Genomic DNA, 12,916 nt, shown 5'->3' with positions numbered 1-12,916 from the left:
CTTGGCGTGCCGGATATAAACGCCGTATAAAGACGCCGCCTGCGCGGGGCGCGCAGCCTGCGGGTTAAGGGCGGGGGCTAGGGGAGGTTTTGCCCCATTTTGGTGCGCCAGCCGGCGGACAGGACTGGGCGAGTCGGCCGCGCGATTTCGGGCCGGTTGTCCCGATAAATGGGGCGGGAGCCGTGTTTTAAGGCGTAAATCACGGACGATTTCAGCGATTTGCCATGAAATGCACCATATCAGTGCAGGCAATAAGTAAATAAATGCGCCGTCTTAGGGCATTCCCCTAGTGTGACAGGCCCGTAGTTGGTGCAGAATCTCTTCCCATGCAGGTGAGGAGACAAACGCTCTGCATGAGCAACACCGGCGGCACCGGTATATAAAAATGAGCAGTACCCAAAAATAAAAAGCAAAACGCACAACGGCTGGCACATCGTGCCAGCCGTTGTCGCTTGCAGATCCGGTAAAGGCGTGGTCCGGCACAGCCCGGCAAAGCATTTCCGGAAGCGCAGGCGGCAAACGCTGCGTTTTCGCGCTATTCAGGTCCTTCATGCCGGAATTTCGCGTCTCGACACAAGCGACTCCCTATTGGCGCCGTAACGTGCGCCTGATCGCGTTGCTGCTCGCGGTCTGGGCCCTCGTCACCTTCGTGCCGGCCTACTTCGCCCGCGAACTCACCTTCTCTTTCATCGGCTGGCCGTTCTCGTTCTGGATGGCCGCTTACGGCGCACCGCTGGCCTACCTGATTCTTATCGGCATCTACGCCTGGGTCATGCGGCGCCAGGACGAGCGTGCCGATGACGAAGCCGCTCAGACCGACGTGCCGGAGGCCTCGCACGGGCCGTTCGACCCACGCACTGCCTCGCGGGAGCGCTGATGCCATTCAGCGGCAACACGCCCAAGGAATTCGAGCGCCGGCTGCGCAGCATCTACGTCCTCTATACGGCAGGGTTTCTGCTGCTGGTGCTGTTTCTCGCCCTGTTCGAAGTGATGGGCATGCCGCGCAACTGGATCGGCTATGTCTTTCTGCTGGTCACGGTGAGCCTCTATGCGGGCATCGGCATTGTGTGCCGCACCTCGGATCAGGTCGAGTACTACGTGGCGGGCCGGCGCGTGCCGGCCTTCTACAACGGCATGGCCACCGCGGCCGACTGGATGTCGGTCGCCTCGTTCATCGGCGTGGCCGGTACGCTCTATCTGTCCGGCTACGGCGGGCTGGCCTACATCATGGGCTGGACCGGCGGCTACGTGCTCGTGGCCTTGCTGCTCGCGCCATATCTGCGCAAGTTCGGCCAGTACACGATCCCGGATTTCATGGGGGTGCGCTACGGCGGCAATCTGCCCCGTCTCGCGGGCGTGGCCTGCGCCATTCTGTGTTCGTTCACGTATCTGGTCGCGCAGATCTACGGCGTGGGCATCATCACCACGCGGCTCACCGGCATCTCGTTCGAGCTCGGCATTTTCGTGGCGCTGGGCGGCATGCTCGTATGTTCATTTCTGGGCGGCATGCGCGCGGTCACCTGGACCCAGGTGGGGCAATACATCATTCTCGTGATCGCTTACCTGGTCCCGGTGATCTGGTTATCGGTCAAGCACACCGATACGCCGGTGCCGCAGATGTCGGCCGGGGTGATCCTGCAGGAGATCACCGAGAAAGAGGTCTATCTGCGCAACGACCTGTCCGAGCTCGAAGTGCGCAGGCTCTGGCGCGAGCGGGCCGCCGAAATGACGCAGCGGCTCGAGGCCCTGCCGGACTCGCTCGGCCGCGAACGCGACCGGCTGCGCAAGCGGCTGGCCGAGCTCACGGCCAGCGACGCGCCGATGGTCGAGATCCGTTCGCTCGAGCGCGAGCTGGCGGGTTATCCAGCCACGGCCGAGGACGCCCGCGTGCTGTGGTCGCAGGCGCGCGCCGCCTACGAGGCGCGCGGGTCGCCCCCCGTGCCGCATGCCGAGCCGTATCCCGCGGCCGATCCGCGCGAGCGCGAGGCCATGCGGACCAACTTCCTGGCACTGGTGCTGTGCCTGATGCTGGGCACGGCGGGCATGCCGCACATCCTGATGCGCTCGTACACCACGCCCTCGGTCGGCGACGCGCGCCGTTCGGTCTGCTGGTCGCTGCTCTTCATTCTGCTGCTCTACTTCATGGCGCCCGCGCTCGCGGTGTTGGTGAAGTACGAGGTCTATACCCAGGTCGTGGGCACCAGCTTTCTGAGTCTGCCGAATTGGGTCCACGCCTGGAGTGCCGTCGACACCAATCTGCTCGAGGTGCTCGACGTCAACCGCGACGGCATCGTGCAGCTGGGCGAAATCAATATGGGCGCCGACGTGGTGGTGCTCGCCATGCCGGAGATCGGCGGGCTGCCCTACGTGATTTCCGGCCTGGTCGCGGCCGGCGGGCTGGCCGCCGCGCTCTCGACCGCCGACGGCCTGCTGCTCACGCTATCGAACTCGCTGTCGCACGATATGGGCTACCGGGTGCTGGCGCCGCGCATGTCGGCCGCGCGCCGCGTGATGGCCTCGAAGATCCTGCTGCTGCTGGTGGCGTTCGCCGCGGCCTGGGTGGCGGCCCGTAAACCGGCCGACATTCTCTTCATGGTGTCCGCGGCATTCTCGTTCGCCGCGTCGTCGTTCTTTCCGGCGCTGGTGATGGGAATCTTCTGGCGCCGGGCCAACAAATGGGGCGCAACGCTGGGCATGGCCGCCGGCCTGCTCACGACCTTCGCCTATATGGCGCACACCCAGCCCTGGCTGCGTGAATGGGTCTTCGGCGTGTCGCGGGCGCAGCCCGTGGAGCTGTGGTGGGGCATTCAGCCGATCGCGGCCGGGGTGTTCGGCGCGCCGGTGGCGTTCCTCACGATCATCGTCGTGTCGCTGCTCACGCCCGCGCCCGACCGGGCCACGCTGGCCCTGGTGGATTATCTGCGCGAGCCGGGCAACGGACGTCCGCCGCGGTGAGGCAGGCCGGCCTTCGAACGCGAAGGCCGGGGCTCAGTGGCCCGCCGTTTTCGAGAACAGGTTGATCACGACCACACCGGCCACGATCAATGCCATGCCGACGATGGCGGCGGCATCGAGCGTCTGGCGAAACAGCACCAGCCCGACCAGCGAGATCAGCACGATGCCCACGCCCGACCATATCGCGTAGGCCACGCCGACCGGTATTTCGCGCAGCGTGAGCGACAGGAAATAAAAGGCCACCCCGTAGCCGGCCACGGTGAGCACGGACGGCCACAGGCGCGTGAAGCCCTCGGAGGACTTCAGCGCGCTGGTGGCGATGATCTCGGCGATGATCGCCACGCCCAGGTAGACCCACTTCATTGCAATCATCGCTTTCTGCCTAGGCGCGGGGCGCTTCGCCCGACAGGCGCATCAGTACGAGCAGGGCGCCCGCGCCGCCTTCGCGCTCCATGGCCTCGGAGAAGGCCATCACTTCTTTTTTCTGGACCAGCCAGGTGCGGACCTTGTCCTTGAGCACGGGCTCCAGCCCCGAGCCATAGCCCTTGCCGTGCACGATGCGCACGCAGCGGATTTCGTGCTCGAGGCATTCGTCGAGGAAGGACAGCACCGCGTGGCGGGCCTGTTCGACGCGCAGGCCGTGCAGGTCGAGCTCGGCGCCGACGCGCCACTGGCCCCGCTTCAGGTTGCGCGCCGTGTCGGGGGCGGCGTCGTGCCGCACGAAGGCCGTGCCGTTTTCGCTCAGCAGATGCGCCACGTCGCCGCCGTCGGACACGCCCTGATCGGCCCGCCGCGGGGTTTCGCCCTGGGCATGGGCACGGCGCGAAGCCACGGCCTCGCTCAGCGCATCGGGCTTGCGCTCCGGCGCGGCGCGCCGGCCGCCGTCCTTGATGGGCGTGACCGACTGCATCGCGCGGCGGAACGACGCGAGGTCGTCGGGGGAGGAGAGCCTGGCGCGCTCGGCGGCGGCCACTTTCTCGGCGGCCTCCTTGCGCTGGCGTTCGTCGTTGAGCTGGGTCTGGAGCCGTTTGAGATCGGCCAGCCCAGCCTTATTCCCCCGCATTCTCCAGCCACCGTTGGGCGTCGAGCGCGGCCATGCAGCCGGTGCCGGCGCTGGTGATGGCCTGGCGGTAGACGTGGTCCTGGACGTCGCCGGCGGCGAACACGCCCGGCACGGAGGTCATGGTGGCCATGCCCTGCAGGCCGCTCTTGGTGACGATGTAGCCGTCCTTCATCTCGAGCTGGCCTTCGAAGATGCCGGTGTTGGGCTGGTGGCCGATCGCGATGAAGGCGCCGGTGACGGCCAGGTCTTCGGTTTCGCCGGTGTCGGTGTGGCGCACGCGCACGCCGGTCACGCCGGAGGCGTCGCCGAGCACTTCGTCGAGGGTATGGAACAGCTTGAGCTCCATGTTGCCGTTGGCGACCTTGTCCATCATCTTGTCGACCAGGATCGGCTCGGCGCGGAATTTGTCGCGGCGATGGATCACGGTGACCTTGCGGCAGATATTGGACAGGTACAGGGCTTCTTCGACGGCGGTGTTGCCGCCACCCACCACGACGACGTCCTGGTTGCGGTAGAAGAAGCCGTCGCAGGTGGCGCAGCCGGACACGCCACGGCCCATGAAGCTCTCTTCGGAGGGCAGGCCCAGGTACTTGGCCGAGGCGCCGGTCGAGATGATCAGGGCGTCGCAGGTGTATTGGTTGCCGGTATCGCCCGTGAGGGTGAACGGACGCTTGGAAAAGTCCACGCTGGCGATGTGGTCGAAAATGATCTCGGTGTTGAAGCGCTCGGCGTGCTGCTGGAAGCGCTGCATCAGCTCCGGACCCTGGACGCCGGCCACGTCGGCGGGCCAGTTGTCGACTTCGGTCGTGGTCATGAGCTGGCCGCCTTGGGCCAGGCCGGTGACCAGCACGGGGTTGAGATTGGCGCGGGCGGCGTAGACGGCGGCGGTGTAGCCGGCGGGGCCGGAACCGAGAATCAATACTTTGGCGTGTTTGGGCGTGGACATGACGAGTATCTTTAGAAGGATGCCCAATTATAATGAGGCGCATGCCCCGTATTTCCAATGCCTCCCCACGCGCCTCGCGCAACACCCGTAACGGGCCCTCTCCCTTGCAGACGCGTATTTCGGCGTTGCTGCGCGAGGCTCGCTGGATCCTGTTCGCCGCGCTGGCCGCCTGGCTCACGCTGGTTCTGGCCACCTGGAACGCCGCCGATCCCGGCTGGTCGCACTCGGTCTCCACCGGCTCGATCCACAACAAGGGCGGCACATTAGGCGCCTATCTCGCCGACATCCTCCTCTATCTGTTCGGATTTTCCGCCTGGTGGTGGGTCGTCCTGCTGCTGCACCGGGTGCGCGCGGGCTATCGCCGCCTGGCGTCGCAGCTGCGCGTGCCGGCCACCGGCAGCGGTCGTCAGCCCGAGGTCCTGCCCCGGGTGCACTGGGAAGAGGGCATCGGTTTCGTGCTGCTGCTGGTGGGTTCGCTGGGCATCGAGGCCCTCCGCTTGTACAGCTGGGGCATGCATCTGCCCGGCGGTACCGACGGCGAGAGCGGCGCGGGCGGCGTGATCGGGCAGATGCTGGCCGGCGCCCTGGCGCGCGGCGTGGGCTTCACCGGCGGCACCCTTGTGCTGCTGGTGATGGTGGCCGTGGGCCTGAGCCTCTTTTTCTCGTTCTCCTGGCTGCAGGTCGCCGAACGCGTCGGCGCCTGGATCGAAGGGCTGGTGCGCCAGGCGCGCGAGGCGATCTCGGCACGCCAGGACCGCAAGGTGGGTGAGGTCGCCCAGGCGGAGCGCACCGAGCAGGTCGTGGCCAAACAGGAAAAGCTGGTGCACGAGCAGCCGGTGCGTATCGAGCCCGCCATCACCGTGGTGCCGCGCTCCGACCGGGTCGAAAAAGAAAAGCAGCAAAGCCTCTTCGCCCCGCCGGCGGGCGAGGGCGATCTGCCGACCATCAGCCTGCTCGATCCCCCGCTCGACCAGCAGGAGACGGTGTCGGCCGAGACCATCGAGTTCACCTCGCGCCTCATCGAAAAGAAGCTGGCCGACTTCGGCGTGTCGGTCACGGTGGTGGCGGCGCAGGCCGGTCCGGTCATCACGCGCTACGAGATCGAGCCCGCCACGGGCGTGAAGGGCAGCCAGATCGTGAACCTCGCCAAGGATCTGGCGCGGGCGCTGAGCCTCGTGAGCATCCGCGTGGTCGAGACCATCCCGGGCAAAAACCTGATGGGCCTGGAGCTGCCGAACCCGCGGCGCCAGATGGTGCGGCTCTCCGAGATCCTGGGCTCGCAAACTTATCATTCGAGCCACTCGCCGCTCACGATGGCGCTGGGCAAAGACATCGCCGGCAATCCGGTCGTGGCCGATCTGGCCAAGATGCCGCACGTGCTGGTCGCCGGTACGACCGGCTCGGGCAAGTCGGTCGGGATCAACGCCATGATCCTGTCGCTGCTCTACAAGGCCGATGCCAATCACACCCGCGTGATCCTGATCGACCCCAAGATGCTCGAAATGAGCGTCTACGAGGGCATCCCGCATTTGCTGGCGCCGGTGGTCACCGACATGCGCCACGCCGCCAACGCGCTCAACTGGTGCGTGGGCGAAATGGAAAAGCGCTACCGCCTCATGAGCAAGATGGGCGTGCGCAACCTGGCCGGCTACAACACCAAGATCCGCGACGCCATCAAGCGCGAAGAGCCGATCCCCAACCCGTTCTCGCTCACGCCCGACGCGCCCGAGCCGCTCAACACGCTGCCGCACATCGTGGTGGTGATCGACGAGCTGGCCGACCTGATGATGGTGGTCGGCAAGAAGATCGAAGAGCTGATCGCGCGCCTGGCCCAGAAGGCCCGCGCGGCGGGGATCCACCTGGTGCTCGCCACCCAGCGTCCCAGCGTCGACGTCATCACCGGCCTGATCAAGGCCAACATCCCGACCCGGATCGCGTTCCAGGTGTCGTCCAAGATCGACTCGCGCACCATTCTCGATCAGATGGGCGCCGAAACCCTGCTCGGCCAGGGCGACATGCTTTACATGCCGCCCGGCACCGGCCTGCCGGTGCGCGTCCACGGCGCCTTCGTCCACGACGACGAAGTCCATCGCGTGGTCGAGTACCTGAAGGCGCAGGGCGAGCCCAACTATGTCGACGGTCTGCTCGAGGGCGCCGAAGGCGAGACCGGCGAGGGCATGAGTTCGGTCACCGGCATGGGCGACGCCGAGTCGGATCCCATGTATGACCAGGCCTGCGAAGTGGTGCTCAAGCACCGCCGTGCATCCATCTCGCTCGTTCAGCGTCACCTGCGGATTGGTTACAACCGTGCCGCACGGTTACTCGAGCAGATGGAGCAGGCAGGTATGGTGTCTCCCATGCAGTCAAACGGCAACCGGGAGATCCTGGTGCCGGCCCGAGAGGAAGCCTGATGCGCAATCGTATGTCCGCCGCCCTGCGCGGCACCCGTTTCGGCCTGGCGGCGCTGCTCGCCAGCGCAACCCTGCTGCCGGGCGTCAGCCTGGCCGCCGACGCCCAGGCGCAGTTGCGCGCCTTCGTCGACACCGTCAAGACCGCGACCGGCAACTTTACCCAGTCCACCGTGGGTGCGCAGGGTCGCACGCAGCCTGCCCAGTCGGGCACGTTCGCGTTCCAGCGACCCGGCAAGTTCCGCTGGGCGGTCAAGCAGCCGTACGAGCAACTTATCGTGTCGGATGGCAAGCAGGTCTACCAGTACGACCCCGATCTCGCGCAGGTCACCGAGCGCAAGGTCGACCAGGCCATCGGCACGTCGCCGGCGGCGATTCTGTTCGGGTCGGGCAATCTGGAGCAGGCGTTCAACGTCACGCCGATGCCGGACCGCGATGGCATGCAATGGCTGCGTGCCAAGCCGCGCAACGCCGATGCGGGTTTTTCGCAGGTCGATATCGGCCTGAAAAACAACCTGCCGGCGCGCGTGGAGTTGCTGGATTCGTTCGGGCAGACCACCCGGGTCGAGCTCTCGGGGATTCAGTCCAACGCCACGATTTCGGCGGATACCTTCGCCTTCACCGCGCCCAAGGGCGTGGACGTCGTGAAGATGTGATCTGACTTGCGCGCGCATGCCAGAGGCATGCGCGCCGGGGCTGGCGCGGCCAGCCTCCACCTGCCGGGCGCCGTGTCGATCACGCGCCCGGTTTTTTATACGCCACGCATTCCACTTCGACCTTGGCGTCGATTACCAGGCGCGACTCCACGCAGGCACGCGCGGGGGGATGGTCGCCGAAGTACTCGCGGAACACCTTGTTGAACGCCGCGAAATCGCGCGGATCGTCGAGCCAGACGCCGCAGCGGATCACGTTCTCCGGGCCGTAGCCGGCTTCCTGCAGGATGGCCAGAAGGTTGCGGATGGCCACGTGCGACTGCGTGACCACGCCGCCTTCGACCACCTCGCCGTTTTCCATGGGCACCTGGCCCGACACGTACAGCCAGCCGTCGGCCTGAACCGCGCGTGCGAACGGCATGTTCTGGCCGCCCTGGCCGGTGCCGCCGGACACGCCGTAGCGGATGATGCCGTTGGCGTCGGCGGCGGGAGGGGTATTGCTCATGGAATTCTCCTTCAGGATAAGTCGGGGGCAGCGAAGCCCGCGCGCAGGTCGCCCGCGCGCGGCAGCCAGCGTCCGGCGCGTCGCGGGCCGGGCTGGCCATCACGATACGACAGGACGCCGTTGACCCACACACCGGCGATGCCGGCGGCGGGCTGCACCGGGGCGCGGAAGGTGGCGGTGTCGCGGATGGTGGCCGGGTCGAACAGCACCAGATCGGCGTGCCAGCCCGCGCGGACCTCGCCCCGCTCGGCCAGGCCGAAGCGGCGGGCGGACAGGCCCGTCATCTTGTGCACGGCTTCCTCGAGCGGAAACAGGCCGAGGTCGCGGCTGTAATGGCCGAGTACCCGCGGAAATGCGCCCCACAGGCGCGGATGGGGCAACGGATCGTTGGGCAGGCCGTCGGAGCCGACCATGGTCAGGCGATGGCGCAGGATGCGCTGCACGTCGTCTTCGTGCATGCCGTGGTAGACGGCGCCGGCGGGCTGCAGGCGCCGCGCCGCGTCGAGCAGCGGCAGATCCCACGCGGCCGCGATGTCGGCGAGCGTGCGGCCGGCCATCTCGGGATGCGGCGTCGACCAGGTGATATCGATCTCGAAGTCAGTCGTGACCTGTTTGAGGTCCAGCGTGGACGAGCTGGCCGAGTAGGGGTAGCAGTCGCAGCCCACGGCCTGCATCTTGCCGGCGGTGTCCAACAGGGACAGCACTTCCGAGCTGCGGCCCCAGTTGCCCGCCCCGGCGCATTTCAGATGCGACACGATGACGGGCACGCGGGCGTGCACCGCGATATCGAAGGCCTCCTGCATGGCCTCGAGAATCTCGGCGAACTCGGAGCGCAGATGGGTGGTGTACAGCGCCCCGTGCGCGTCCAGCTCCGTCGCCAGCGCCTTGACCTCGTCGGTGCTCGCTTCGAAGGCCGACGCGTAGGCCAGACCGGTGGAGAGACCGATGGCGCCGTGCTCCAGGGCCTTGCGCAGCTGCGCGCGCATGGCGTCGACCTCGGCGGCGGTGGCGCCCCGGTCGAGGCGATCCATGTGGTTGCTGCGCAGGGCGGTGTGCCCGACCAGCGCGGCCACGTTCACGGCGGGCTGGGCGGCATTCACCGCTTCGGTATAGGCCTTGAAGGTGGGGTAGCGGAAATCCTGCGCGCCGCCCAGCAGATTCATCGGGTCGGGTGGCTCGCCCTTGAGCGTGACGGGCGAGGCGCTGATGCCGCAGTTGCCCACGATCACGGTCGTGACGCCCTGCGTCAGCTTGGGCAGCATCTGCGGCGCGCGGATGACGTTGGTGTCGTCGTGGGTGTGCACATCGATGAAGCCGGGGGCGAGCACGAGGCCCGCCGCGTCGATCTCGTCGCGGGCACGGGCGCCCGATAGATCGCCGATGGCGGCGATACGCCCATCCGCCAGCGCCACGTCGGCGTGGATCGCAGGCGCGCCGGTGCCGTCGAGCACGCGCGCGCCGCGAATCAGGGTGTCGTACATCGTGTCAATCTCCCAGCGGCAGCCGGTTGGGGCCGCCGCGGTATTCGTCGAGCGCCAGCTTGATGCGGCGCAGCCGCTCCTGCGTTTCGTCCTGCCGAGCCAGCGCGAGCTCGGTGGCGAGCAGGTCGATCGCGAGCAGCATGGCGTAGCGCGAGGCGGAAGGCTTGTAGATGAAATCGGTCTCGTCGGCGCGCACCGGCAGCACCACGTCGGCCATGCCGGCCAGCGTGGAGTCGGGGTCGGTCAGCGCCACGACGCGGGCGCGGTACTGCTGCACGATGCGGGCGGCCGCCAGGATCTCGGGCGTGACACCCGATACCGACAGAAAGATCACCGTGTCGCGCTCATCGAGCGTGGACGCGACCATGCGCATCAGCACCGCGTCGCTATAGGCGGCGATCGGATAGCCGAGCCGCACCAGGCGCGACTGCATTTCCTGCGCCAGCACGGCGGACGCGCCGCCCATGCCGAACACGTAGGTCATGCGCGCCGCGCCGATGTGGGCCGCGGCGCGTTCGAACAGCGCTTCGCTGAAGAGCGAGAGATGCGCGCGCAGGGTGGACTCGATGTCGGCGCACAGGCGCGCGTAGAAGGTGCTCTCTTCTTCGGGCGCGGCGCGATCGAGAAAGCGTTCGCCGATGGCGCTCGCCTGCGCGAGCCGCAGCTTCAGGTCGCGGGTGTCGTCGCAGCCGGCGGAGCGCGCGAACCGCGAAATGGTGGCGATGCTCACGCCGGACTTCTGGGCCAACTGGTCTACCGTGGCCGAGGCGGCCCAGGCAATGTCTCCCAGGATCGCGTCGGCCACTTTGCGTTCGGTGGCGCTCAGGCCGTCACGGCAGCTGCGGATTTGATAGACGATGTCGCGGTGGGAGTTCATGCGTGGGTTTCCGTAATCTTGCCGGCGAGGCTCAGGCACCGATCTGGTCGAGGCGAACGCAGGCCGCATAATGACCCGCGCCCAGATCCTGATCGGGCGGGGGCGCGCTGGCACAGACGTCGGCGGCGTGCGGGCAGCGCGTGCGAAACACGCAACCCGACGGCGGATTGACCGGGCTCGGAATTTCGCCCTTCAGGAGAATACGCGAACGCGGTGCGCGGGGATCGGGCACGGGCGCGGCCGACAGCAAGGCCTGGGTATAGGGATGGCGCGGATTCGCATAGACCTGGCGGGTCGGTCCGCGCTCCATCACATGCCCCAGATACATCACCACCACCTCGTCGCAGAGGTAGTCGACGACGGCCAGGTCGTGCGCGACGAACAGCATGGTGAGGCCGAGGTCGCGTTGCAGATCCTGCAGCAGATTCAGCACCTGCGCCTGCACCGAGACATCGAGCGCGGACACCGGTTCGTCGGCCACGATGAAGTCGGGTTGCACCGCCAGGGCGCGGGCGATGCCGATGCGCTGACGCTGGCCGCCCGAGAACTCGTGCGGATAGCGGCGGCGGTGCTCGCCGTTCAGGCCCACGCGTTCGAGCAGTTCGCGGATGCGCTCGTCGCGGCGTTCGCGCGCCAGGCCGTGCGTGTCGAGCGCCTCGCCCAGAATCTCGGCCACCGTCATGCGCGGATTCAGACTGGCATACGGATCCTGAAACACGATCTGCATGCGCTTGCGCCACGGCAGCATCTGCTTTTCGGAGAGCTGGGTGATGTCGTGGCCGTCGAACACGATGCGGCCGGCGGTGGGGGCGAACAGCCGCAGCAGCGCGCGGCCGGTCGTGGTCTTGCCCGAGCCGGACTCGCCGACCAGGCCCACGATGCTGTTGCGCGGCACGGAGAAGCTCACGTCGTCGACCGCGCGCACGACCGGGGCGTAGCGGCCCGAACCGGTCGGGAAATGGACCTTCAGGCCCTCGACGCGCAGCAGCGGTTCCTGCGCTTTGGGAGCGTGCGTATCGTTCATGCGGCGGTTACCTTGATGCAGCGGGCGCGGTGCTCGCCCTGAACGCGGATGAGTTCGGGCACGTCCTGCGTGCATTCGCTCGAGGCCAGCGGGCAGCGGGGCGCGAAGGTACAGCCGTCGGGCAGCGCCAGCACGCTGGGCACATTGCCCGGAATCGGCGCCAGCCGCTGGCGCGAGGCCAGCAAGGCGGCCGTGGGAATGCAGGACAGCAGGCCGCGCGTGTACGGATGGCTGGGGCGGTCGAAGAGCTCGTGCACGCCGGCGTCTTCGACGACGCGGCCGGCATACATCACGGCCACGCGATGCGCGATCTCGGCCACCACGCCGAGGTTGTGCGTGACGAACAGAATGCTCATGCCCGTCTCGGCCTGCAGGCGGCGCAGCAGGTCCAGGATCTGCGCCTGCACCGTCACGTCGAGCGCGGTGGTCGGCTCGTCCGCGATCAGCACCGCCGGATTGCAGGCCAGGGCCAGCGCGATCATTACGCGCTGGCGCATGCCGCCCGACATCTGGTGGGGATACTCGTGCACGCGGCGCGCGGCGGCGGGGATCTCGACCCGCTCCAGCATCTCCTGCGCGCGTGCCATCGCGGCGGCGCGCGTGCCGCCTTCGTGCAGCAGCACGGCCTCGGCGATCTGATCGCCCACCGTGTACAGCGGATTGAGACTGGTCATCGGCTCCTGGAAGATCATGGCGATCTCCGCGCCGCGGATGCGTTGCAGGGTGGCCGCGCTGGCGTGCGCGAGGTCGTGCTCCACGCCGCGCCGATCACGGAAGCGGATCGAACCTCCCTCGATCCGGCCGGCCGGCTTGGGCAGCAGACCCATGATGGACAGGCTGGTCACCGACTTGCCGGAGCCCGATTCGCCCACGATGGCGAGGGTCTCGCCACGGGCGAGGTCGAAGGTCACGCCGTCGACCGACTTGGCCACGCCGTCGCGGCTGTGGAACCAGGTTTGCAGTCCTTGCACGGACAGCACGATATCTCGTTGGCTGGCGCTCAT

At 67.4% G+C, this 12,916-nt stretch carries 12 protein-coding genes; 4 read left to right on the top strand and 8 right to left on the bottom strand.

Annotation, left to right across the window (positions count from 1 at the left end; genetic code table 11):
- Positions 1-550: 550 nt before the first annotated feature.
- Positions 551-877: a DUF4212 domain-containing protein gene (locus tag CAL25_RS09315; protein ID WP_094799692.1), complete on the top strand. Its 327-nt coding sequence runs from the start codon at positions 551-553 to the stop codon at positions 875-877.
- Positions 877-2,955, top strand: a complete 2,079-nt coding sequence (locus tag CAL25_RS09310) for a sodium:solute symporter family protein (protein WP_094799691.1) — start codon at positions 877-879, stop codon at positions 2,953-2,955. The genes CAL25_RS09315 and CAL25_RS09310 overlap by 1 nt, the downstream gene beginning before the upstream one ends.
- Before the next feature lie 33 nt (positions 2,956-2,988).
- Here CAL25_RS09310 and CAL25_RS09305 read toward each other — a convergent pair whose 3' ends face one another.
- Genes CAL25_RS09305 through trxB form a run of 3 tightly spaced genes read right to left on the bottom strand, consistent with a single transcriptional unit; the run spans position 2,989 to position 4,964 of the window.
- A complete protein-coding gene (locus CAL25_RS09305; RefSeq protein WP_094799690.1) occupies positions 2,989-3,318 on the bottom strand; it encodes a DMT family transporter in 330 nt (109 codons plus the stop codon).
- Positions 3,319-3,337: 19 nt separating this feature from the next.
- Positions 3,338-4,018, bottom strand: coding sequence for a Smr/MutS family protein (locus tag CAL25_RS09300; RefSeq protein WP_094799689.1), 681 nt, complete (start codon positions 4,016-4,018; stop codon positions 3,338-3,340).
- The gene (trxB, locus tag CAL25_RS09295; RefSeq protein ID WP_094799688.1) at positions 4,005-4,964 is read right to left on the bottom strand and encodes a thioredoxin-disulfide reductase; all 960 of its coding nucleotides are present in this window, start codon (positions 4,962-4,964) and stop codon (positions 4,005-4,007) included. The genes CAL25_RS09300 and trxB overlap by 14 nt, the downstream gene beginning before the upstream one ends.
- Positions 4,965-5,005: 41 nt before the next feature.
- Here trxB and CAL25_RS09290 point away from each other — a divergent pair, with 41 nt between their 5' ends.
- Positions 5,006-7,375 carry a DNA translocase FtsK gene (locus CAL25_RS09290; protein ID WP_094799687.1) on the top strand — a complete coding sequence of 790 codons (2,370 nt, stop codon included), beginning with the start codon at positions 5,006-5,008 and terminating at the stop codon, positions 7,373-7,375.
- Entirely contained in the window at positions 7,375-8,028 is a 654-nt protein-coding gene (lolA, locus tag CAL25_RS09285; protein WP_249279006.1) for an outer membrane lipoprotein chaperone LolA, read from the top strand. The genes CAL25_RS09290 and lolA overlap by 1 nt, the downstream gene beginning before the upstream one ends.
- 79 nt (positions 8,029-8,107) lie before the next feature.
- Here lolA and CAL25_RS09280 read toward each other — a convergent pair whose 3' ends face one another.
- The 5 genes from CAL25_RS09280 to CAL25_RS09260 are packed head-to-tail and all read right to left on the bottom strand — an operon-like array spanning position 8,108 to position 12,916.
- A complete protein-coding gene (locus CAL25_RS09280; RefSeq protein ID WP_094799686.1) occupies positions 8,108-8,530 on the bottom strand; it encodes a RidA family protein in 423 nt (140 codons plus the stop codon).
- An 11-nt stretch (positions 8,531-8,541) separates the two neighbouring features.
- Entirely contained in the window at positions 8,542-10,011 is a 1,470-nt protein-coding gene (locus CAL25_RS09275) for an N-acyl-D-amino-acid deacylase family protein (protein WP_094799685.1), read from the bottom strand.
- 4 nt (positions 10,012-10,015) lie between these two features.
- Entirely contained in the window at positions 10,016-10,888 is an 873-nt protein-coding gene (locus CAL25_RS09270; RefSeq protein WP_094799684.1) for a MurR/RpiR family transcriptional regulator, read from the bottom strand.
- 31 nt (positions 10,889-10,919) lie between these two features.
- Entirely contained in the window at positions 10,920-11,912 is a 993-nt protein-coding gene (locus CAL25_RS09265) for an ABC transporter ATP-binding protein (RefSeq protein ID WP_094799683.1), read from the bottom strand.
- Positions 11,909-12,916, bottom strand: coding sequence for an ABC transporter ATP-binding protein (locus CAL25_RS09260; protein ID WP_094799682.1), 1,008 nt, complete (start codon positions 12,914-12,916; stop codon positions 11,909-11,911). Before CAL25_RS09260 ends, CAL25_RS09265 begins: the two co-directional genes overlap by 4 nt.

The organism is Bordetella genomosp. 5, assembly GCF_002261315.1.
Taxonomy (GTDB): Bacteria; Pseudomonadota; Gammaproteobacteria; order Burkholderiales; family Burkholderiaceae_B; genus Bordetella.
The sequence above is the reverse complement of the archived record's forward strand: the minus strand, read 5'-3'. Positions and strand labels throughout refer to the sequence as shown.